We start from the raw sequence: 22,323 nt of genomic DNA, 5'->3' as shown, positions 1-22,323 counted from the left end.
TATTTTTACAACATGGATTTTAAATTAGTTTCAAACTTTTCTCCTACCGGAGATCAACCACAAGCAATAAAAGAATTATCAGAAAGTGTTAATGCTGGCGAGAAATTTCAAACGCTATTAGGTGTAACAGGTTCTGGTAAAACATTTACAGTTGCAAATGTTGTAAAAGAGGTTAAAAAACCTACTTTGGTTTTGGCTCATAACAAAACTTTAGCAGCACAATTATACTCTGAGTTTAAACAATTTTTTCCAGACAATGCAGTAGAGTATTTTGTTTCTTACTATGATTATTATCAACCAGAAGCATATATTCCGGTAACCGGAACTTATATAGAAAAAGATTTATCTATAAATGAAGATATCGAACGGTTAAGATTAAGCACCACTTCTTCCCTACTTTCTGGCAGAAGAGATGTTTTGGTAGTTGCCTCTGTATCTTGCTTATATGGTATTGGTAATCCAACTGAATTTAAAAAGAATGTTATTCCTATTCAAGTAGGTCAACAAATTTCTAGAACAAAATTTTTACATCAATTAGTACAAAGTTTATATTCTAGAACAGAACACGAAATAAAAAGCGGTACATTTAAAGTTAAAGGAGACGTTGTAACTATATACCCTTCTTACGGCGATAACGGATATAGAATTCATTTTTTTGGTGATGAAATTGAAGAAATAGAACTTTTCGATTTAGAAAGCAATTCAGTCATAAACTCTTTTGAAGAATTAAGTATTTATCCTGCAAACTTATTTGTTACTTCTCCGGATGTTTTACAAAATGCAATTCATCAGATTCAAGAAGACATGATGAAACAGGTAGATTTTTTCAATGAAATCGGTAAACACCTAGAAGCTAAACGAATAAAAGAAAGAACAGAATTCGATTTAGAAATGATTCGAGAATTAGGATATTGTTCTGGTATCGAAAATTACTCAAGATATTTAGATGGTAGAGAACCTGGAACAAGACCTTTCTGTCTTTTAGACTATTTTCCGAATGATTATTTAATGGTGATTGATGAAAGCCATGTTACCGTGCCGCAAACTCACGCAATGTATGGCGGAGATAGAAGTAGAAAAGAAAATTTAGTTGAATACGGATTTAGATTACCTGCCGCGATGGACAATAGACCTTTAAAGTTTGAAGAATTTGAAGCCATTCAAAATCAAACAATATTTGTATCTGCAACACCTGCAGATTACGAACTGCAAAAAACAGAAGGAGTTTTTGTTGAACAAATTATAAGGCCAACCGGGTTATTAGATCCACCAATAGAAGTAAGACCAAGTTTAAATCAAATTGATGATTTAATCGAAGAAATTCAAATAAGAGTTGAAAAAGATGAACGTACTTTGGTTACTACTCTTACCAAAAGAATGGCAGAAGAATTAACAAAATACCTAACTAGAGTTAGTATTAGGTGTCGATATATTCATTCTGATGTTGATACTCTAGAACGTGTTGAAATAATGCAAGACCTTCGTAAAGGGTTATTTGACGTTCTTATTGGCGTAAACTTATTAAGAGAAGGATTAGATTTACCAGAAGTTTCTTTAGTTGCTATTTTAGATGCAGATAAAGAAGGATTTTTAAGAAATGTAAAATCGTTAACACAAACCGTTGGTAGAGCTGCAAGAAATGTAAATGGTTTGGCTATAATGTATGCTGATAAAGTCACTAAAAGTATGCAAAAAACTATTGATGAAACCAATAGAAGAAGAGAAAAACAAATAGCATACAATACTAAAAACAACATTACACCTACTCAAATAAATAAAAAAATAGACGATACTTTGTCAAAATCTGCAGTATCAAGTTATCATTATGACAACGCAAAACAAGTTGCAGCAGAGCAAGATTTACAGTATCTACCTAAAGAAGAAATAGAGAAAAGAATTCGAGATAAAAGAAAAGAAATGGAAGCGGCAGCTAAAAATTTAGATTTTATTGTTGCTGCTAAATTACGTGATGAAATAAAAGCTTTGAAAGAAAGTATTTAAAAAATTATTATGTTTACCAAAAAAATAAAAATGAAAGGAAAAGTTTTAATTATTTTATTATCAATCATCAGTTTTAGTGCTTATTCTCAGATAACTTTCGAGAAAGGATATTACATAAATAATGATAACCAAAAAATTAATGGTTTAATTAAAAATTTAGACTGGAGAAACAATCCGACCGAAATAGTTTTCAAAACTTCTGAAAATAGCGAAGTTCAAAACTTAACAATAGAATCAATAAAAGAATTTAGTATAAATAACATTTCGAAATATGTTAAAAGTACCGTGGATATTGATAAATCTAGTGACAATCTTGAAAACTTAAGTAAGAATAAAAGAGCAATTCTAGAAAAGGAAACACTATTTTTAAAAGTATTAGTAGAAGGCGAAACTACATTATACCAATATCTAAATAAAAATTTAAAAAGATATTTTTATAGTAAAAATAACTCAAAAATTGAACTACTAATTTATAAGACCTATAAAGTAGGAAGTAGACTAGCTGAAAATAATAGATTTAAACAACAAATTTGGAAAGACCTTAAGTGCTCAAGTTTTAAATTGAATAAAATTGAAAAGTTAAAGTATGAACAAAAAGAATTAATAGACTATTTTATTGAATACAATAACTGTAATAATAGTAGTCCTGCTATTAATTATAACGAAAAAGTTAAGAGAGATTTATTTAATTTAAATATCAGACCAAGAGTCAATTATTCTTCTTTGATTACAAAATTTTCATCAAATAATTCAAATAATGACGTAGATTTTGGAGGTAAACTAGGATTTGGTTTCGGACTTGAAGTAGAATTTATTCTACCATTTAATAAAAATAAATGGGCAATAGCAATTGAGCCAACATATCAAAGTTTTGAAAATGAAGTATCAAATGATTCTAATAGTGTTTCTGGCGGCAAAATAATAACAAATGTAGATTATAGTTCTGTTGAATTACCTGTTAGTTTAAGACATTATTTTTTCTTGAATGAAAATTCTAAGATTTACGTTAATGCTTCAATCATTTTTGATAATAGTTCTGGATCAACTATTACTTCTAAAAGACAAGATAATTCTACAATTAATACACCTCTTGAAATAAAAAGCAATTTAAATTATGGATTAGGCTTTGGTTATAAATTTAAAGATAAATATATCATGGAATTAAGATATCAATCTAATAGAGATTTACTATCTAATTATACTGCTAGAAGTACAGAATACAAAACATTATCCTTTATTTTAGGTTATTCATTATTCTAATACCCAAAAAATCTATTTATAAAACTAAACAGTAGTAACTATTGTTTAGTTTTATAAAACCGGAATAAATGTTGTTTGTTTTTTTACTCAACACTTCTTCTTAACCTTAAAATACTATCAATTAATTTGCCAGCTTTAAGTTTATAAATAGAATCGTCTTTTTGCGTGAATTTATTTTTAGCAACGCTATTAACTCTTGCATTATTTAAATACTTCAATTGTTTTTGAAGCTTAGAAACAATTTGCTCTACATTTAAAGTTATTTCAGATTCTTCTCCAAACTTATTTAAACTTTTATTAAGCTTACTTAGTTGTAAATTATATTTTTTCTCTTGAGAATTAGACCACTTTTTTAGTTTTTTTAGCTTATCTCTTCTTTTGCTTAAAGCATTAATTTTAGCTTTAATTTTTTTAATTAATACTGTATTATCCTGAAAAACTCTTATAGAATTAGAATGCCTCAAAAATAAATCATTGGCTTGTAATGTTGCTGTTTGTGCAAAAACCAGCAACATTGTAATAGCAAAAAATCTTATTTTAAATGTCATAGTTTAAAAATACAATTTAAAATATGAAATAAAAAAAACGTCTCAATAAAATTGAGACGTTTTAACTAAATATATTTTTTAAAAATTAAGCTTCTAAAACTTCTTAGACCTTATCAGCTGCTTCTTGAAATTCTGTCGCAGAAATAATTTCCATACCAGAATTGTCAATTAATTCTTTTACTTCTTTAGCATTTGTACCTTGTAATCTACAAATAATTGAAAAAGTAATTTTATCTCCATATTTTTGTAAGCATCAACAATAACCTGTTCTTCTCTGTCACAACGTTAGATACTGAATGTAGTTTCTGCTCTTGCAGCATATAAAGTAACCCTAATTTTAAAATGAGTAAAATTTCAGACTCAAAAAAATATGTTTAAAAACATTTTTCTCTATTTAAAAGAAAAAAACACAAAACAAAACAACCACTCGAGCGAGTGGTTGTTATTGTAAAAATAATTTATATTATGATGTAAACAAATATAATTAAATATTTTCGTTACTATCTATTTTTAGGTTTGTTAGTCCATAAATTATTTTTCCATCTAATATCAGCATATCCTCCTTTACATCTGTAAGCACCCATTCTTATTTTTGTATCTAATGGATTTGAAGGATAACCATTAACAGTTTGTCTAGATATTTTATGAGAATTAGAAGAACCATTAATATTATAATCTATATAATGATTATTATTGGAAGTAAATCTAGAAGTAACATTAAAACTAAATTCACTATTTCTATAAACACTAGTAATATATATTAATCTCCTCCCATTTGGTCCAGAACCTCCTCTTTTGTTTATAAGTTCAGCATAAATATGATACATCCCAGGATAACCACTTGAATCAAGCCAAACTGCACCACCATTATTAATAGACCCTCTGTTGTATCTAGCTGGTTTAGCAATAAATAACATGATGGCTGGATCAGGTGATCCACCGCCACCTGTATGTTTTCCTTTTACCTGCGCAATATAAGTTCCATTTTCATCTCTCATATCAGAAGGAGCATAAGGAGAGCTCGACATATTCTTAATACCTGAGTTAAGGATTTTTACTGTACCACTAACAGTTAAAGACGCTCCGTTAGAATAACCTATAGTTCCTGTAGTTCGCTCTATCCTAGTTTGTAAACTTCCATTTCTATTTCCGCTATTTAATTGATAAACTCCAAAGTTTCCCGATTGGCCATAATCATAGGAACAACTTCTATCATCAACAAATTTACTTATACCAGCATTTTTATCTGAGTAGACATTCGGTATAACAAAATTTAAATCATTAGTCTGACAATCTCTACCTTGACGAGCTTGAAAGTCTACTTCATTAACTTCTTCTAATTTTAAATTTTCTTCATCTAAGAAGATGTTTTCATTCTCTTGCTCACAAGAAGTAAATACTCCCAATGATAATGCTAAAGCTAGCGCTTTAACTTTAATGTTAGAATTTTTCATATTATATTAATTTGGTTAGTTAAAAGATGAAAATAATCTACATCTAGTACCAAACTATCCTGCACTAACATGAAATATATTTTTTTTGTAATCTTTTGAATTAAAAAAAACGCATAAACAGCTACTTATCAACACTTTAAATAACTTTTTATTAATTTAATCATTTTTAATAAAAGTATTGAAGTAATCTATTTATGAATTTTATAATTTACTCTAAAAAAAAACGTCTCAATAAAATTGAGACGTTTTAACTAAATATATTTTTTTTTAAGAATTAAGCTTCTAAAACTTCTTGAACCTTATCAGCTGCTTCTTGAAATTCTGTTGCAGAAATAATTTCCATACCAGAATTGTCAATTAATTCTTTTGCTTCTTTAGCATTTGTACCTTGTAATCTACAAATAATTGGCACAGTAATTTTATCTCCCATATTTTTGTAAGCATCAACAACACCTTGTGCTACTCTGTCACAACGTACAATACCACCAAAAATATTTACTAAAATTGCTTTTACGTTTTCATCTTTTAAGATGATACCAAATGCAGTTTCTACTCTTGCAGCATCTGCAGTACCACCAACATCTAAAAAGTTTGCAGGCTCACCTCCAGATTCTTTAATTAAATCCATAGTTCCCATTGCTAAACCAGCTCCGTTTACCATACAACCAACGTTTCCGTCTAAATCTACATAATTTAAACCAGCAGCTTTTGCTTCTACTTCTATTGGATTTTCTTCTCTTAAATCACGCATTGCTGCATAATCTTTATGTCTATATAATGCATTTTCATCTAAAGAAACTTTAGCATCTACTGCCATAATTTTAGAATCAGATGTTTTTAATACAGGATTGATTTCAAACATAGAAGAATCTGATTTGATGTAAGCAGTATATAAAGCTGTAACAAATTTTGTCATTTCTTTAAATGCAACACCAGATAATCCTAAATTAAAAGCAACTTTACGTGCTTGAAAAGGCATTAATCCTAATAATGGATCTACTTCTTCTGTAAAAATTAAGTGCGGAGTTTCTTCTGCAACAGTTTCTATATCCATTCCACCTTCTGTAGAATACATAATCATGTTTTTACCTGTTGCTCTGTTTAATAAAACAGACATATAATATTCATCCGGCTCTTCATCACCTGGATAATATACGTCTTCTGCAACCAAAACTTGGTTAACTAATTTACCTTCTGCAGACGTTTGAGGCGTAATTAACATCATTCCTAAAATATCATCAGAAATACTTTTAACTTCGTCTAAGTTTTTTGCCAACTTAACACCACCACCTTTACCACGACCACCTGCGTGAACTTGTGCTTTAATTACGTGCCAACCTGTACCTGTGTCTTCAGTTAGTTTTTTGGCAGCTGCTACTGCTTCTGCTGGAGTGTTTGCAACAATTCCTCTTTGAATTCTAACTCCAAAACTATTTAATATTTCTTTACCTTGATATTCGTGTAAGTTCATTTTGTGAATGTTTTTAACAGAAACAAAAATACAAATTCATTGGTTATAACTGCAATCTTTTAAATAAAAAATATCTATATATTTCTTTAAGATTTTTTTAACACCTCTTATTTGTAACACTTCTAAAAAAGTAAAGTCTTTACTATAATTAACACAATTTTATGAACCGAGTCTCTAAAGGTTAGATACTTTCGCTTTGTATTTAAACGTAAATCAACCAAAATCAAATGTTTAAAAGAATTTTATTAGTTAAATTAGTACTGTTTTCTGTCTTAATTTCACAAGCTCAAAACAACAAAAACAGAAAGACAGTTACTACACAAAGAGTTACAAAAGCTCCAAAAATAGACGGGTTATTGAATGATGAAGCTTGGCAAAATGCCGAAATATTATCAGATTTTGTAATTTTTAGACCAGACAATGGTAAATTAGTTTCTTCTGAATACCAAACATTTGTAAAAGTAGCTTATGATGATGATGCGGTTTATATTTCTGCAAAATTATTAGATCCAGATCCAGAAAATATTCCGCAAGAGTTTGCTGTTAGAGATAATTTTAGTCAAGCAGATTTTTTCTTAGTTACTATAAACCCTAATGACGACGGCCAAAATCCATTTGAATTTATAGTTCAAGTTACCGGTAATCAAGGAGATGCAAAAGTTTCTAACGGTAATGAAGATTTTAACTGGAGTGCTGTTTGGGAAAGCGCTACAAAAATAACAGACAAAGGCTGGAATGTAGAAATTAAACTACCATATAGAGCCATAAGATTTGCAAATAGGCCTGTACAATCTTGGGGTTTTAATTTTCATAGAAGATTAGAAAAATTAAACGAACAACATACTTGGACACATATTGATAATTCTGTTGGAAGATGGACTCAATATGATGGTTTAATAGAAGGTTTTAAAAATATTACTCCCCCAACTAGATTAAATTTGTATCCATACGCTTCTGCAACTTCAATTAGTTTTGATGGAGAAACAGAGTATGATTACAGTGTTGGTATGGACCTAAAATATGGTTTAACAGACAATTTTACTTTAGATGCAACCTTAATTCCAGATTTTAGTCAGGTTGGTTTCGATAATGTTGAATTAAATTTAGGTCCATTCGAACAACAATTTACAGAACAAAGACAATTTTTTACAGAAGGAACAGAACTTTTTAATAAAGGAAATTTATTTTACTCTAGAAGAGTTGGTGGTAGACCAATAGATCAATTTAATGTAGCATCAAACTTAATAAAAGAAGAAAATTTTGATGCAAATGGAAGACGAATTAACGAAGAAATAATAGATTATCCTGGTAAAGTTACCATGTTAAATGCAATTAAAATTTCTGGACGAACTAAAAGTGGACTTGGTATTGGTTTTTTTAATGCGATTACAGAAACTACAGAAGCAACAATAAAAACAACCACAGAGCAAATGTCTGGCGGAACCACAACAAATACTGTAACCACCAGAAAAGAAACTACAAATCCGTTTTCGAATTACAACATCATGGTTCTAGACCAACAATTTAACCAAAACTCTACGGTTACTTTAATTAACACAAATGTTACTAGAGATGGTCGGTTTAGAGATGCAAACGTTACCGCTTTAGATTGGCACATAGAAACCAAAGACAGCAAATACAATGCAGATGGATCTTTTAAAATGAGTAATATTTCTGATGATATAAACAACCCTAATACCGGTTATACTTTTGATAATAGCTTTGGATACAATTCCGGGCATTGGAACTGGGAAATTGGTTATAATTTTGAAAACAAAGATTTTAATCCAAATGATTTAGGTATTTTGTTTTCTAATGACCAGCAAGCTATTTATGGTAGCGCAGGTTGGAGAACTTTACAACCAACCAAAAAATTTAACAATTATAGTTTTAACTTTTATAATCAGGTTAATTTTCAGCATTTTTCTGGCGCTTACACCGGTTACGAAGCTGGCTTTAACGCAAGTGCACAAACTAAAAAACGTTTTACGTTTGGTGGTAATTTAAACTACGGTTCTAAAAATCGAGATTATTTTGAGCCAAGACAAGGTACAACAAGCGGTATTTTCTTTCAAAGACCAGAAAGAATGAATGTAAATGGTTGGATTTCTACAAATTCTCAGAAAAAATTAGAACTTAATGCTAACGGGTATTTTACAAATTTCACAAATCATCCGCAGCAATCTTACGGCGTAAGTATTAGTCCGCGTTACCGTTTTACAAATCAATTTTCGCTACAATATCGATTAAATTATAATAAAACTAAAAACGACCAAGGTTATGTAGACGAAGTAAATAACAACATTGTATTTGGGCAAAGAGATCGAAAAAGCTATACAAATACTATTTCTGGTAAATATAGTTTTAGCACAAATTCTTCTTTATCTTTAAGTTTTAGACATTATTGGAGTGATGTTGCATACAATAGTTTTTACAATTTAAATAGCGATGGAAGTTTGGCTGAAAACAACAATTATACTACAAACGATTTAAATTTTAACAGTTGGAATTTAGATTTAAACTACTTCTGGCAATTTGCACCAGGAAGTCAACTAATAGTATTTTACAGAAATTCTATCTTTGATTCGAATAATAATTCTGGCTTAAAATTCTTCAAAAACTTAGATAATTTATTCGATCAACCACAACAACACACTTTATCTGTAAGGTTTGTATATTTTATCGACTACAATCGTATAAAAAATATTTTTAGCTAATTAGTTACAATATTATTTAAGATTTGAATTTGAAATCAGAAACGCCCATAAGTGTTTCTGATTTCTTTTTTATACATTCGTTTTAAATTTGAAGAAATATGATAATTGGAAAAAATATTCATAAGTATTATGATGATGTTGAAGTTTTAAAAGGAGTCGATTTACATGTAAAAAAAGGAGAAATTGTTGCAATTGTTGGTCCTTCTGGAGCTGGTAAAACCACTTTACTACAAATTTTAGGTACTTTAGACAAACCTTTAAAAGAGCAAGATTTCGAATTATCAATAAATAATATTTCCTTAAAAAAATTATCTGATAAAGATCTATCTTCATTTAGAAACAATCATATTGGTTTTATTTTTCAATTTCACCAACTTTTACCAGAATTTACAGCCTTAGAAAACGTATGTATTCCTGCATTTATAGCAAATAAATCTAAAAAAGAAACCGAAACTAAAGCTCTAGAAATATTATCTTTTTTAGGCTTAGACCATAGAATAAACCATAAACCTAGCGAACTTTCTGGCGGAGAACAACAAAGAGTAGCCGTAGCAAGAGCTTTAATTAACAATCCATCAGTAATTTTGGCTGATGAACCAAGTGGAAATCTCGACAGTGAATCTGCAAAAAATTTGCACGAATTATTCTTTAAATTAAGAGACGAATACGGCCAAACGTTTGTTTTGATAACGCATAACGAAGATTTAGCAGAAATGGCAGACAGAAAATTAACAATGAAAGACGGTAAAATCATTTAATTTTGTAACATTTAACTTTATCGAAACACTAATGTAGTAAACCATAATATGAAAGAAACTTTTTTAAATTTAATCGACTACATTAAAAACCCTGTTTTAGAGAAAGATTTAAATACCGATACAAAATATCGATTTAAGATATTTTTACATTTATTAGTTATTAGTATTGCTACAGGTTTAGTAATATCGCCAATTTTTGTAATTTTAGATGAAATAGGATTTGTAAACATGGACAATCATAAGATTGATGAAATGTTTAAAAACTTAAGCTTATTTCAAATTTTATTAACTGGCGGAATTATAGCACCTGTAATAGAAGAATTAATATTTAGAGCACCCATAACATCTTTTAAAAAACCAACTTCTTTTAAAATTGGTTTTTATGTTTTTGCCGTTTTATTCGGTTTGGTACATTTAAGTAATTTTGATATTACAACCAATGTATTAATTGCGGCTCCTTTACTAGTTTTACCACAAATTATATTGGGGGCATATTTTGGATTTATCCGAGTTAAATTTGGCTTAATTTGGTCTATGTTATTACACGGTTGCTATAACAGTATTCTAATGATTATAGGATTTGGATTCGAATAACATGAATAAAAAAGTATTAAAAGAATTTTTAGACGAAAAGGTTGTTCTATACAACAATCCTAATTTTATTGAGACAGACCCAATACAAATACCTCACTTATTTAGCAAAAAAGAAGATATTGAAATTGCAGGTTTTTTAACCGCAATTATTTCTTGGGGAAATAGAACCATGATTATTCGAAATGCGAATAAAATGATGGAAATGTTAGATAATGCGCCACACGACTTTATTTTAAATCATACAAGTAAAGATTTAAAAGTGTTAGAAAATTTTGTTCACAGAACATTTAATCATATCGATTTAACACAATTTGTAAAATCTTTACAAAACATTTATATTAATCACGGTGGTTTAGAAAACATTTTAAATATTGATGACAATTCGAATACATATCAAAATTCTATTCATCAATTTAAAAAAGTTTTTTTTGAAATCGAACATCAAAATAGAACCTTAAAACATATTTCTGATCCCTTAAAAAATTCTGCAGCAAAACGTATTAATATGTTTTTAAGATGGATGGTTAGAAACGATAAAACAGGTGTAGATTTCGGACTTTGGCCAACCCATAATCCTGCTAATTTATCTTGCCCTTTAGATGTACATTCTGGCAATGTTGCAAGAAAATTAAAGCTACTTTTAAGAAAACAAAACGATTGGAAAGCGGTTGCAGAATTAGATAAAAATTTAAGAAAGTTAGATAAATTAGATCCTGTAAAATATGATTTTGCGTTGTTTGGTTTAGGCGTTTTCGAAAAGTTTTAATTAGTAATTAACAAGAGTTTTTTTATCATAATTTTTGTAATAAATTTATATTTTTAAAAATGAATATTTACTGTATAGATGCAATTTAAAAATCCAGAAATTTTATATTTTTTAGCACTACTAATTATACCAATAATTGTACATCTTTTTCAGTTACAAAAATTCGTTAAAATACCATTTTCCAACGTTGCTTTTCTTCAAAAAATTCAGCAACAAACACGTAAGAGTTCTCGCATAAAAAAATGGCTGATATTAGCTACAAGAATGCTTTTATTTACCGCGATAGTTTTTGCTTTTTCACAGCCTTATTTCAGCAACAAAAATATTGATAAAAAACAGCATAATTTTATTTACTTAGACAATTCTTTAAGTACAAATACTAAAGGAGAGAAAGGAGATTTATTAAAAGTTGCAGCACAAGAAATTATTAAAAACTCTAGCTTAAAAAGCTCTTACAGTTTATTAACAAATTCTAATTTTCACGAAAACATTAGCAGTAACGAATTAAAAAATGCACTTTTAAAAGTAGAGAAAACTACAAAAAATTTAGATTTAGAGAGTGTTTTATTAAAATTAAACCTAAATAATAAAAATAAAACAAACACTTTAAATAAAAATATATTAATTTCTGATTTTCAGAATACTTATAAAAACGAGTTTACAAATGTAACACAAGAATTATCGCTAATTCAGCTACAATCTAGCAAAAAAAATAATATATCTATAGACAGTGTTTTTATCAGCAATAAAAACAACAACAACTTTACAGTAAATGTTGTTATCAATAACATTGGCACCAAACAAAACAATGTACCAATTGCACTTTTCAACAAAGACATTTTAGTTAGTAAGCAAACCTTCCCTATTAAAGAAAACTCAAAGAAAACGATTACTTTTACAGTAAAAAAATCTTTAGATTTTTCCGGAAAAACAACCCTTACTTATAGCGATACTTTTGGTTTTGACAACACTTATTATTTCACACTAAACAATAACGAAAAAACCAATATTCTTTCGATAGGAAACAGCGCTAATTTTTTACAAAAAATTTACACTGAAAATGAATTTAATTTCTTTGAAAAATCATTACAAAATGTAAATTATAACGCGTTAAAAAATCAGCAATTAATTATCTTAAACGAGTTAAAAGAAATACCAGAAATCTTAAAAAACAGTTTAGAAGATTTTCTAAAAAACGGAGGAAATTTAGTAATTATTCCGAACCAAAAAACAAACATTTCTTCTTATAATTTATTTCTTAAAAATTTAAAAATTGGCTCGATTAAAAACATCAAAAAAGACACCCTTAAAATAACTTCAATTAATTTTAAGCATCCAATATTTGAAAATGTTTTTTCAAAAAATATTTCAAATTTTCAATATCCTTCAGTAAACAACCACTACCCTATTACTGGAAATATTTCTTCGATAATTTCATTCGAAAATAACACACCATTTATTTCTAAATTTATAAATAAAAACATCTATTTTGTATCAAGTTCGCTCGATAAAAACAGCAGTAACTTTATAAATTCACCGTTAGTTGTTCCTGTATTTTACAACATTGCAAAAGCTAGTTTTTCGTATCCAAAATTAGCTTACAATTTAAATGAAGAAAACAAAATTGAAGTAAAAGTAAAAGCAAGTAAAGATGAGATTCTATCAATTACAAGCAAAAAAGCCTCTTTTATTCCTTTACAACGAGCTTATCAAAACAAAGTTGTCATCAATACAACAGAACAACCACAAGAAGCTGGTTTTTATCAAATAAAAAAACAAGATTCTATACTTAAAGAACTTGCTTTTAACAATCCTAAAGAAGAAAGTTCTTTACAATTTTTAAATCTTAATGATTTAAAAGCATTAAAAAACATCAGTACTTATAATTCTATAAAAGATGTTTTTACAGAAATTAATAAAAATAACGAAGTTCAGTGGCTTTGGAAATGGTTTTTAGCCTTGGCAATTGTATCTTTGTTATTAGAAATTTTTATTCTAAAATTCTATAAACCATGATTACGCTTATAAAATCGGCAACAATTATAGACGCTTCGAGTTCTTTTCATAACCAAAAAAAAGATATTTTAATCGAAAACGGAGTTATCAAAAAAATAGAAGACACTATTGACTCTAATGACGATTACACCCTAGTAAATAAAGATAATTTGCATATTTCTTGCGGATGGTTCGATACAAGTGTTTCTTTTGGAGAACCGGGATTCGAAGAAAGAGAAACCATAGAAAACGGCTTAAAGGTTGCTGCGAAAAGCGGCTTTACAGCAGTTGCGGTAAACGCCAACTCAAATCCGGTTATAGATACCAAATCTTCCGTAGAGTTTTTAATAAATAAAGCAAACGGTTCTGCGACCAATTTATATCCTATTGCGGCTTTAACTGCAAAGAGTAAAGGAATTGAAATGGCTGAATTATTCGATATGCAACAATCTGGTGCTATTGCCTTTGGTGATTATAAAAAACCAATTGCTAATGATAACTTAATGAAAGTATCATTATTATATGCTCAAAATTTTGATGGCTTGGTATTAAGTTTTCCTAAAAATTTAGCTATCGCAGGAGAAGGTATTGCAAATGAAGGCATAAACAGTACTAAGTTAGGATTGAAAGGAATACCAGCATTAGCAGAAGAGTTACAAATTGCTAGAGATTTATTTTTATTAGAATATACTGGCGGTAAACTTCATATCCCTACAATTTCAACAGAGAAATCTTTACAATTGATAAAAGAAGCTAAAAAGAAAGGTTTAGAGGTTACATGTAGTGTTTCTGCACATCACTTAACACTTTCTGATGACGAATTACATGGTTTTGATAGTAATTTTAAAACAAATCCACCGTTAAGAACTAATCAAGATTGTAAAGCTTTGCAAAAAGGTGTAAAATCTGGAGTTATTGATATTATTACCTCAGATCACAACCCAATTGATATTGAACATAAAAAAGTAGAATTTAGCGAAGCTAAAGATGGCACAATTGGTTTAGAGAGTTTATTTGGCGCTTTAAATTCTGTTTTAAACATAACAGATTTTATTGAAAACATCACTTCAAAACCAAGAGAAATTTTCGGAATTAAACCAACTTCTATTGCCGTAGGAGAAACAGCCGATATCTCATTTTTTAATCCGGAAGAGAAAAACGTATTTACTAAAGACGCAATTTTATCAACATCAAAAAACAGTGCTTTTTTAAATAAAAATCTAACAGGAAAAGTTTACGGAATCTTTTCTAACAACCAACTAATTTTAAACAAATAATGAAAAATCATACTGTAAAAGAAGGAAAAACAATGGCAATTATTAGCCATTTATGGATTATAGGATTGTTAATTGCTTTCTTTGTAAATAATAACAATAAAAACTTTTTTACAAGTTTTTACATTAGACAAAGTTTAGGTTTAAACTTAATTCAAGCTTTTAATGGATGGGTTGTTTATGAATTTATTGGGGCTACTGCTGGCGCAATACTTGGCTTTATCCTTTTTGTTTTTTGGATAATTTCTTTAATTGGCGCTATTAAAGGAGAAGAAAAACTTGTTCCTTTTATAGGCGAGAAGTTTCAAGAATGGTTTCAAAATATTTAAAAAATTTACCAAATGAGTAATTTACATTACGTTGTTAGAGAACCAAAAACTAACATAGAAAAACCTTCTCTTTTAATTTTACTGCATGGTTATGGCAGTAACGAGCAAGATTTATTTTCTTTTGCCAATGAGTTACCAGATAATTTATTAATTGTAAGCGCACAAGCACCTTTGTCTATGGGATTTGGTGGTTACGCTTGGTATTCTATTAATTTTGATGATAAAAATGGTAAATTTTCTGATTTAAAAGAAGCCAAAGAATCTATTGATAAGATTGCCGTTTTTATCGATGAGATTAAACTAAAATACAATACTAATACAGATAAAACATTTTTATTAGGTTTTAGCCAAGGTGCTATATTAAGCTACTCTTTAAGTTTCTTTTTCCCTAATAAAGTTCAACATGTTGTTGCTTTAAGTGGGTATATAAATACTGAATTATTACCAGAAAGTATTTCATCTGAAATTAAAACGGATTATTATTGCTCGCACGGTTCTGTTGACCAAGTTTTACCCGTAGAATGGGCTAGAAAATCGAAACCTTTTTTAGATAATTTAGGTTTTAAAAATGATTATTCAGAATACAATGTTGGTCATGGCGTTGCGCCTCAAAACTTTTTTAGTTTTAAAAAGTGGATTGAAGAACGCTTATAATCTTATTTTTAAAACAAAACTTTTATGCATAATTTCACCTTTAATCACATTGCTATTTCTATAAAAGATGTTACAACATCTATAGATTTTTATCAAAAAGCATTAGGTTTAAAAGAAATTGAAAACACTGCTTCAAACTCTAAAACAAGATGGCTTTCTTTAAATGAAGGCAGGCAATTACATTTAATTCCTAGACCAAATTTAGAAGTAAAAACTAATAAAGCAGTTCATTTTGCTTTGTCTACGGCACAATTTGATGCATTTATTTCACATTTAAACGATTTAAATATTGAATATTCTGATTGGAAAGATACACCTACAAAAGATTATTTAAGAAAAGATGGCATTAAACAAATTTATTTTCAAGATCCTGATGGTTATTGGATTGAAATAAATAATGATGTTTAAAAAAGTTGATATAACGTTGTAACTAAAATTCCTTTATTATCTTTAAGAGTAACAGATACTAATTCTTTTTCTGATTGCACCTTCAAATTAAAAGGTGGTGCTAATAAATTAATTCCGCTCTTTTTTTTCAATCGAATTCCTTGACCAGAAATAATATCTTTATTGGGTTCAAAATCACCTAAGGGTAAATGCTCAGTTAAAATTATATATTTATAACTATTTAATTTTTGAACAATATCCTCTACTTCTTTATTAGACAAATGCTGTAATACTTGCCTAATAATTGCACAATCTGCATTAGGTAAATCATCTTTAGCAATATCCAAAGTAAGAAAACTTAAGTTTTTTAAACTAAAGTTTTCTTTATTATAATTGATTAAATCTTCTACTATATCTACAGCAATATAGTTTGAAGTAAATTCTACAAAATGTTTACCAATATTAAAATCTCCACAACCTAAATCGCACACAGAAATAGGCGATTTAAATGATTTAAGAAAAAAACGAACATTTTGAACGTATGGTTTTACAATATATTCTAAATGAGAACCTTCACCAGAATAAAACAAGCTATCTCCTTTTCCCCAAAGATATTTATCATAAACTTGAGTCATAGCTGCTTTTGTAGGCCAAGGTTTTTTATTTTTTCTGTTCATTCTAAATTAATACAAGAATTAGAAATGCATATTTAAAATATTTAAATATAGTATTAAAGTAAAATCATAAAAATATATTTTCTTTTAAACTACCTTTGCACAAAAATATTACATGCAATTTTCTAAGTTTTCATTAAATAATTCAATTTTAAAAGCTGTTTCAGAAGAAAGGTTTCACACTGCAACCTTGGTTCAAGAAAAAGCAATTCCGTTAATTTTAGATAAAAAAAATGTAATCGTTTCTGCAAATACAGGTACAGGTAAAACAGCTGCTTTTGCTCTACCGATTTTAGAACTTATAACAAAAGACACAGAGAATTTAGAAACTGAAAAAAAGAAAATAAAATCTGTTATTCTAACTCCGACAAGAGAGTTAGCGATTCAAATTTTAGAAAATTTTGAAAGTTTTGGTAAATACACAAATAGCACTGTAACGGCTGTATATGGTGGCGTTTCTTTAGAGCCTCAAAAAGAAAAACTAGCTTCTGGTGTAGATATATTAATTGGAACTCCTGGTAGATTAATAGACTTGCAAATGCAAGGAAATATAGATTTAAGTAATGTAGAAATTTTTGTTTTAGACGAAGCAGATTTAATGTTAGATATGGGGTTTATAAACGATATTAAAAAAATCGAAAGCCTTTGTCCTAGAAAAAAACAAACACTATTATTTTCTGCAACTATGCCAGAAAAAATAGTTGAATTAGCTAATGCTACCTTAAAAAATGCAGTTAAAGTAGAAATACATTCAGAAGAAACTACTGCAAAAAACATTGGACAATTATTATATTATCTTCCAAAGAAAAACAAAACAGATCTCTGTTTAAACTTGTTGAGAAACACAATTAATGGAAGAATTATTATTTTTAGGCGTACAAAATTTGGAGTTGATAAACTAGAAAATTCACTTTTAAAAAACGAATATAAAGTTGCTAGTATTCATGGAGATAAAACGCAGGCAACTAGAAACAAAGCTATTGAAGATTTTAAAAATAAAAAGGCACACATTTTAATTGCCACAGATGTTGCTTCTAGAGGTATTGATATTACAAATGTTGACTGTATTATTAATTTTGATATGCCAAATGTACCAGAAACTTATGTACATCGAATAGGTAGAACCGGTAGAGCGGGTAAATCTGGAATAGCATTTTCATTTTGTTCGCCTGATGAAAATGGGTATATAAAATTAATAGAAAACCTAATCGAAAGACCTATTAAAGTGGTTACGGATCATCCGTATGTAATCAACAAACCAAAGCACACAAAAAAACAACCTAATACCATCAGTAAAAATAAAAAAGGTAGAAAATCTGAAGCTTCTAAAAAGAAGAAAAAACGCTGGTATTAAATTTAAATTAAAGCTTTATAAACTTGCTCTTTAAGCTGTTTTGCAGTGTAAGGCTTGCCAATTACATCTTTAAAACCAATACTTTTATATCGCAAAACATCTTCTTCTGTAGTGTTTGCTGTTAATGCTAAAAAAGGAATTTTAGAGTTATCACTTGCAAATTCATTAGACATTTGAACTAACTGTTCGCCTGTAATATTTGGCATATGAATATCTAAAAGAACGATATCAAAAATGTTATTTTTTAACAATTGTAAAGCTTCAAAACCATCTTTTACTAGAGTTAAAACTACGTTTTCAGATTTTAAAATATGAGAAACAATTGATTGATTTAACACATCATCATCTGCTACTAATATTCTTTTGCCTACTAAATTTATGCCGGTAAATTTCTCTGGATTTTGAGATTGCTGATTTTGTTGCGGTTTTGAAAAAGGAATTTTTACTTTAAATAAAGTTCCAGAATTCAGTTTACTTTTCACAGAGATTTCTCCGTTCATTGCCAAAAGTAACTTCTTAACAATAGACAAACCAAGACCAGCGCCACCGTACACTCGATTATCATCTTTATTATTTTGCTGATATTCATTAAAAATTTTAGAGGCTTGTTCTGCCGTCATTCCTCTACCAGAATCTTCAATTAAAAAGTTTAAAAGAACCTGATTTTCTTCTTCTGAATCTATATTTAACTTTAAAGATATAACTCCTTTTTCAGTAAATTTTAAAGCGTTTGATAATAAATTAGATAAGATTTGATTCACTCGAACATCGTCACCAATTAAAACTTTAGGTATATTTTCATCAACCTCTAAAACTAAAGTAATATTGTTATTTTTATTCTGGAATCTATAATTATCAATAGCATTTTTAGCAATTTCATGAACATTTAGTTCGGAATTTACCAAATCTAATTTTCCGGCTTCTATTCTAGATAAATCTAAAATATCGTTTACAATTACTTTAAGATTTTTACCAGATAAAGATAAAAGATTGGCATATTCTATAACATTATCATTTAAACTTTCATTAGAAATCATTTCAGAATATCCTAAAATAACATTTAAAGGATTTCTGATTTCATGACTCATCATTGCTAAAAATCGAGACTTTTCTTCGTTTGCTTTATCTGCAATTTTTCTTAATCGATCTAACTCAATATTTTTTTCTGCCAGTTCTCTTTTCACAAAGAAAATATCGTTTCGATTTTGATTTAATTGATCGACGTATTTATAAACATTTGTTCTGTTGTGAATTAAAACTGTTACAACCTTGCTTGTATTAAACAACTCTAAATCAACATTAAATTCTTGATCATCTACGTTTACAACCATTCCCTCTAACAGAAACGAAGTATTTTCTTCTAAAGCGTCTAATGTTCCTTCTAAAAAAGGACAGACATCAAAAATACTTTCATTTAAACGAAATTCTGAGATAGCAAATTTACCAGCATCGATATTTAAAATCACACCAGAAATATTGGTGGTGATTTGTATAAAAACATCTTCTATTTTTGCTGGTATCAAGTGAATTTTATTTTAATGAATTTGCTGCTAACTTTAAAAATGCATTCTCTACGTTTTCATTTTCCTTAGCACTTGTAATTAGATCTATATCTAAAGAAACTTTATTTTTAACAGCTAACAACTCATCTTCTGTAAGTAAATCTTTTTTGTTACCCACAAGGGTTATTTCTTTTAAACCAGATAATTCTTTTACGTTACCAACGTATTCATCTAATTTTAAATACGTTTCTTCTCTGCTTAAATCAAAAACATACATGGCTGCTTTTGCTCCTAAAAAATAAGCTTTGGGTATTTTTTCATCTTCACTTGTTCCTGCAACGTCCCAAATTAAAAGTTTAATTTCTTGATTTTCGTAGGATACAATTTTAGAGCTAACCCTAACACCAATAGTACTTATATAGTCTTCTGAGAATTGATTTAAAACAAATCTTCTAATTAAAGATGTTTTACCAACGCCAAAATTACCAACTAATAAAACTTTTTTAGCTATCATTATTATTAATCTATTAAATGTCTTTCTATTAAGACATTCAGTTTAACTTCATCTGATAAATAATCGCGATCTCTTAAGATAATTTCTGCTAAATTATTTACGTTATCAGACAAGTTTTCTCTAAATTCATTGTTAATTACTCCTGAAGTTGCAATTGCTATGTATATCGTTTTGAAGTTTTTTATGGTAAGCTGAAAGTTATCGAATCGTATATCTTCTAAATTTTGATCTTCTTTAGAAAACGCTTCTTCTGCAAATGATTTAATAGCTGTTAACATACCAGAAACCATATCTTTATCTGCAATATTACCTCTTGTAAAATTTCCCGATAATAAACCAGAGTCTTTTTCTATGATAAAAACTTCTTCTATTATTGGCTCAAAAACTTCTTGTAGTACATCCTCTGCATCACTCTTTTTTCCTTTAAAAAACCTTTTTAAGATTTCTGTAATCGAAAATTTTTCTGTGATGGTTTTATTGATACTGTCAGACAACTTTGTTATTTCACTAACAATTGCTTTCTTAATAAGTTTACCCATTATTGGGTATAGAGCTTCTACAACCTCATCTTGCGAGTCTCTAATTTGTACTTTTATTGTTTCTGTAATTGTGCTTCCAAAATAAGCTGGAAAATTTTTACGAAGATCTTCAATTTTCTCATCTACTAAAGGCGTAACCTTTTCAGATAATCTTTCTTTCTCTAAAATTCTATTACTTAGATCAGAAAACTTATCTCTATCTTCTTCTAATAAAAGTTCTCTGAGCAACTCAAAACGATTGTCTTTTTTGTTATCTACAGTTTCCTTTTTCATCTATTCTTGCAACATCAATGCAATTTTTTCTAAAGCTTTTCCTAATTTTTTTCTATCTGCTTTTTCATCATCTAAATCTGCCAATTTCTTATCTAAATCTTCGTTTAAATCTTGAAATTTATGATCCATAAGACTTTCTAAGTCTGCTAATTTATTTTCTAAATTTGCTACAGATTCTCCTAAGTTTTTTTGAGTTTCGTCTCGTAATGCTTTAATTCTGTTAAAAACATCTTCAAACTCAGAATTGTATTGCTGAATATTTTCACCAAAAATTAAGTCTCTTACTGCTGCAATTCTACTATCTTCTACTTGATTAGCTTTAGTTGCTTTGCTATTCTCTGACTTGTTTTCCATCTATATTATTAATTGCGTTGATTTATTTGGCTTATTAAATAAAGCAATTTTTTTGCTTTTATTACATATAATAACAAATATACGTTAAAATATAATTATTTAAAATCTAACTTGTTATTTTTAAACCATCATAAGCCAAATAAACATTTGGCGGTAAGTTTTTAGAAACTTCTTCATGAAAACCTAATTTGTGACTAATATGCGTAAAATAAGTTTTTTTAGGCTTAATTTTTGCCACAAAATCTAAGGCTTCTTCTAAGTTAAAATGTGTAGGATGCGCCTCTAATCGTAAAGCATTTACTATTAAAACATCTAAGTTTTTTAGTTTATCAATTTCTGATGTTTCAATAGTTTTTACATCTGTTAAATAAGCAATATTTTCTATTTTGTATCCTAAAATAGGCAAATTACCATGCAAAACTTGTATTGGTGTTACGTTTAAATTACCTAATTTAAAACTTTGATTATCAACAATAGTTGGTTGCACACTTGGTGCACCAGGATATCTGTTTTCTTTAGAAAATATATATTGAAAACGTTGTTCTAAACTTTCTAACGTTCTCTCATTTAAATAAATGGGCATCTCTCCTATTTTATAACAATAAGGTCTTAAATCATCTAAACCTGCTGTATGATCTGCATGTTCGTGGGTAAATAAAACGCCTTCTACCAATTGCACATTCTCTCTAAGCATTTGTTGTCTAAAATCTGGACCACAATCGATAACATAAGACGCTTCATCCGAAGAAATTAACACAGAAGATCGTAAGCGCTTATCTTTAAAATCTTTAGACAAACAAACAGGATCGTTACTTGCTATCATTGGTATACCTTGTGATGTACCTGTACCTAAAAAAGTAATATTTAACAGTTTTTTATCAGTTTTCATTGAAACAAAAATAAGA

21 protein-coding genes and 1 pseudogene are annotated in these 22,323 nt (G+C 28.5%); 12 read left to right on the top strand and 10 right to left on the bottom strand.

The window, feature by feature from the left end:
• Positions 1-12 precede the first annotated feature (12 nt).
• Together uvrB and B5464_RS12200 are read left to right on the top strand one after the other, a co-directional pair.
• Positions 13-2,001: an excinuclease ABC subunit UvrB gene (gene uvrB / locus B5464_RS12205; protein ID WP_079738587.1), complete on the top strand. Its 1,989-nt coding sequence runs from the start codon at positions 13-15 to the stop codon at positions 1,999-2,001.
• 30 nt (positions 2,002-2,031) lie between these two features.
• The gene (locus B5464_RS12200; protein ID WP_079739023.1) at positions 2,032-3,261 is read left to right on the top strand and encodes an outer membrane beta-barrel protein; all 1,230 of its coding nucleotides are present in this window, start codon (positions 2,032-2,034) and stop codon (positions 3,259-3,261) included.
• Positions 3,262-3,344: 83 nt separating this feature from the next.
• Here the strand turns inward: B5464_RS12200 and B5464_RS12195 are convergent, their stop codons facing one another.
• The 4 genes and pseudogenes from B5464_RS12195 to sucC (B5464_RS12180) all read right to left on the bottom strand — a co-directional run bounded on the left by B5464_RS12195 (position 3,345) and on the right by sucC (B5464_RS12180) (position 6,734).
• Positions 3,345-3,809 carry a hypothetical protein gene (locus B5464_RS12195; protein ID WP_079738586.1) on the bottom strand — a complete coding sequence of 155 codons (465 nt, stop codon included), beginning with the start codon at positions 3,807-3,809 and terminating at the stop codon, positions 3,345-3,347.
• A gap of 103 nt (positions 3,810-3,912) precedes the next feature.
• Positions 3,913-4,100 (bottom strand): annotated as a pseudogene (sucC, locus tag B5464_RS14525) (succinate--CoA ligase subunit beta); the annotation flags it as partial.
• A gap of 209 nt (positions 4,101-4,309) precedes the next feature.
• Positions 4,310-5,215 carry a hypothetical protein gene (locus tag B5464_RS12185; protein WP_154066971.1) on the bottom strand — a complete coding sequence of 302 codons (906 nt, stop codon included), beginning with the start codon at positions 5,213-5,215 and terminating at the stop codon, positions 4,310-4,312.
• Between the two features lie 322 nt (positions 5,216-5,537).
• Positions 5,538-6,734, bottom strand: a complete 1,197-nt coding sequence (gene sucC, locus B5464_RS12180) for an ADP-forming succinate--CoA ligase subunit beta (RefSeq protein ID WP_077808997.1) — start codon at positions 6,732-6,734, stop codon at positions 5,538-5,540.
• Positions 6,735-6,961: 227 nt separating this feature from the next.
• On the opposite strand from sucC (B5464_RS12180), the gene B5464_RS12175 reads away from it, so the two are divergent.
• The 9 genes from B5464_RS12175 (at position 6,962) to B5464_RS12135 (ending at position 16,229) form a co-directional block, all read left to right on the top strand.
• Positions 6,962-9,451, top strand: a complete 2,490-nt coding sequence (locus B5464_RS12175; protein WP_079738584.1) for a DUF5916 domain-containing protein — start codon at positions 6,962-6,964, stop codon at positions 9,449-9,451.
• Positions 9,452-9,549: 98 nt separating this feature from the next.
• Positions 9,550-10,209 (top strand): ABC transporter ATP-binding protein, encoded by a 660-nt coding sequence (locus B5464_RS12170; RefSeq protein ID WP_079738583.1) that lies wholly within the window; start codon positions 9,550-9,552, stop codon positions 10,207-10,209.
• Positions 10,210-10,257: 48 nt separating this feature from the next.
• The gene (locus B5464_RS12165) at positions 10,258-10,803 is read left to right on the top strand and encodes a CPBP family intramembrane glutamic endopeptidase (RefSeq protein ID WP_079738582.1); all 546 of its coding nucleotides are present in this window, start codon (positions 10,258-10,260) and stop codon (positions 10,801-10,803) included.
• A gap of 1 nt (position 10,804) precedes the next feature.
• Positions 10,805-11,569: a TIGR02757 family protein gene (locus B5464_RS12160; protein ID WP_079738581.1), complete on the top strand. Its 765-nt coding sequence runs from the start codon at positions 10,805-10,807 to the stop codon at positions 11,567-11,569.
• A gap of 78 nt (positions 11,570-11,647) precedes the next feature.
• Positions 11,648-13,585, top strand: a complete 1,938-nt coding sequence (locus tag B5464_RS12155) for a BatA domain-containing protein (protein WP_079738580.1) — start codon at positions 11,648-11,650, stop codon at positions 13,583-13,585.
• Entirely contained in the window at positions 13,582-14,841 is a 1,260-nt protein-coding gene (locus B5464_RS12150; protein ID WP_079738579.1) for a dihydroorotase family protein, read from the top strand. The genes B5464_RS12155 and B5464_RS12150 overlap by 4 nt, the downstream gene beginning before the upstream one ends.
• Positions 14,841-15,167 carry a hypothetical protein gene (locus B5464_RS12145; RefSeq protein ID WP_079738578.1) on the top strand — a complete coding sequence of 109 codons (327 nt, stop codon included), beginning with the start codon at positions 14,841-14,843 and terminating at the stop codon, positions 15,165-15,167. The genes B5464_RS12150 and B5464_RS12145 overlap by 1 nt, the downstream gene beginning before the upstream one ends.
• 12 nt (positions 15,168-15,179) lie before the next feature.
• Positions 15,180-15,821 carry an alpha/beta hydrolase gene (locus B5464_RS12140; protein WP_079738577.1) on the top strand — a complete coding sequence of 214 codons (642 nt, stop codon included), beginning with the start codon at positions 15,180-15,182 and terminating at the stop codon, positions 15,819-15,821.
• Between the two features lie 24 nt (positions 15,822-15,845).
• Positions 15,846-16,229 (top strand): VOC family protein, encoded by a 384-nt coding sequence (locus tag B5464_RS12135; RefSeq protein WP_079738576.1) that lies wholly within the window; start codon positions 15,846-15,848, stop codon positions 16,227-16,229.
• On the opposite strand, the gene B5464_RS12130 is transcribed toward B5464_RS12135, so the two are convergent.
• Entirely contained in the window at positions 16,226-16,885 is a 660-nt protein-coding gene (locus B5464_RS12130; protein ID WP_079738575.1) for a class I SAM-dependent methyltransferase, read from the bottom strand. The two genes, B5464_RS12135 and B5464_RS12130, sit on opposite strands and share 4 nt — an antisense overlap.
• A 112-nt stretch (positions 16,886-16,997) precedes the next feature.
• Between B5464_RS12130 and B5464_RS12125 the strand changes: the two genes are divergently transcribed.
• The gene (locus B5464_RS12125; RefSeq protein WP_079738574.1) at positions 16,998-18,236 is read left to right on the top strand and encodes a DEAD/DEAH box helicase; all 1,239 of its coding nucleotides are present in this window, start codon (positions 16,998-17,000) and stop codon (positions 18,234-18,236) included.
• A gap of 2 nt (positions 18,237-18,238) precedes the next feature.
• Here B5464_RS12125 and B5464_RS12120 read toward each other — a convergent pair whose 3' ends face one another.
• The 5 genes from B5464_RS12120 to B5464_RS12100 form a co-directional block, all read right to left on the bottom strand.
• Positions 18,239-19,759 (bottom strand): ATP-binding protein, encoded by a 1,521-nt coding sequence (locus tag B5464_RS12120; RefSeq protein WP_079738573.1) that lies wholly within the window; start codon positions 19,757-19,759, stop codon positions 18,239-18,241.
• A 7-nt stretch (positions 19,760-19,766) separates the two neighbouring features.
• Positions 19,767-20,252, bottom strand: a complete 486-nt coding sequence (locus B5464_RS12115; RefSeq protein ID WP_079738572.1) for a Rab family GTPase — start codon at positions 20,250-20,252, stop codon at positions 19,767-19,769.
• 5 nt (positions 20,253-20,257) lie between these two features.
• Complete coding sequence (locus B5464_RS12110) at positions 20,258-21,064, bottom strand: hypothetical protein (protein ID WP_079738571.1); 807 nt, start codon at positions 21,062-21,064, stop codon at positions 20,258-20,260.
• The gene (locus B5464_RS12105) at positions 21,065-21,418 is read right to left on the bottom strand and encodes a hypothetical protein (protein ID WP_077808982.1); all 354 of its coding nucleotides are present in this window, start codon (positions 21,416-21,418) and stop codon (positions 21,065-21,067) included.
• A gap of 106 nt (positions 21,419-21,524) precedes the next feature.
• Positions 21,525-22,307, bottom strand: coding sequence for an MBL fold metallo-hydrolase (locus B5464_RS12100; protein WP_079738570.1), 783 nt, complete (start codon positions 22,305-22,307; stop codon positions 21,525-21,527).
• Positions 22,308-22,323 lie beyond the last annotated feature (16 nt).

Source organism: Polaribacter sp. KT 15, from assembly GCF_900143115.1.
In the GTDB taxonomy this organism is placed as follows: domain Bacteria; phylum Bacteroidota; class Bacteroidia; order Flavobacteriales; family Flavobacteriaceae; genus Polaribacter; species Polaribacter marinaquae.
Note: the sequence above shows the minus strand (reverse complement) of the source record. Positions and strands in the feature narration are given on the sequence as shown.

Coding starts and splice junctions, on each gene's coding strand:
- uvrB (WP_079738587.1), top strand. CDS start 13: ATGGATTTTAAATTAGTTTCAAACTTTTCTCCTACCGGAGATCAACCA.
- B5464_RS12200 (WP_079739023.1), top strand. CDS start 2,032: ATGAAAGGAAAAGTTTTAATTATTTTATTATCAATCATCAGTTTTAGT.
- B5464_RS12195 (WP_079738586.1), bottom strand. CDS start 3,809: ATGACATTTAAAATAAGATTTTTTGCTATTACAATGTTGCTGGTTTTT.
- sucC (WP_077808997.1), bottom strand. CDS start 6,734: ATGAACTTACACGAATATCAAGGTAAAGAAATATTAAATAGTTTTGGA.
- B5464_RS12175 (WP_079738584.1), top strand. CDS start 6,962: ATGTTTAAAAGAATTTTATTAGTTAAATTAGTACTGTTTTCTGTCTTA.
- B5464_RS12170 (WP_079738583.1), top strand. CDS start 9,550: ATGATAATTGGAAAAAATATTCATAAGTATTATGATGATGTTGAAGTT.
- B5464_RS12165 (WP_079738582.1), top strand. CDS start 10,258: ATGAAAGAAACTTTTTTAAATTTAATCGACTACATTAAAAACCCTGTT.
- B5464_RS12160 (WP_079738581.1), top strand. CDS start 10,805: ATGAATAAAAAAGTATTAAAAGAATTTTTAGACGAAAAGGTTGTTCTA.
- B5464_RS12155 (WP_079738580.1), top strand. CDS start 11,648: ATGCAATTTAAAAATCCAGAAATTTTATATTTTTTAGCACTACTAATT.
- B5464_RS12150 (WP_079738579.1), top strand. CDS start 13,582: ATGATTACGCTTATAAAATCGGCAACAATTATAGACGCTTCGAGTTCT.
- B5464_RS12145 (WP_079738578.1), top strand. CDS start 14,841: ATGAAAAATCATACTGTAAAAGAAGGAAAAACAATGGCAATTATTAGC.
- B5464_RS12140 (WP_079738577.1), top strand. CDS start 15,180: ATGAGTAATTTACATTACGTTGTTAGAGAACCAAAAACTAACATAGAA.
- B5464_RS12135 (WP_079738576.1), top strand. CDS start 15,846: ATGCATAATTTCACCTTTAATCACATTGCTATTTCTATAAAAGATGTT.
- B5464_RS12130 (WP_079738575.1), bottom strand. CDS start 16,885: ATGAACAGAAAAAATAAAAAACCTTGGCCTACAAAAGCAGCTATGACT.
- B5464_RS12125 (WP_079738574.1), top strand. CDS start 16,998: ATGCAATTTTCTAAGTTTTCATTAAATAATTCAATTTTAAAAGCTGTT.
- B5464_RS12115 (WP_079738572.1), bottom strand. CDS start 20,252: ATGATAGCTAAAAAAGTTTTATTAGTTGGTAATTTTGGCGTTGGTAAA.
- B5464_RS12110 (WP_079738571.1), bottom strand. CDS start 21,064: ATGAAAAAGGAAACTGTAGATAACAAAAAAGACAATCGTTTTGAGTTG.
- B5464_RS12105 (WP_077808982.1), bottom strand. CDS start 21,418: ATGGAAAACAAGTCAGAGAATAGCAAAGCAACTAAAGCTAATCAAGTA.
- B5464_RS12100 (WP_079738570.1), bottom strand. CDS start 22,307: ATGAAAACTGATAAAAAACTGTTAAATATTACTTTTTTAGGTACAGGT.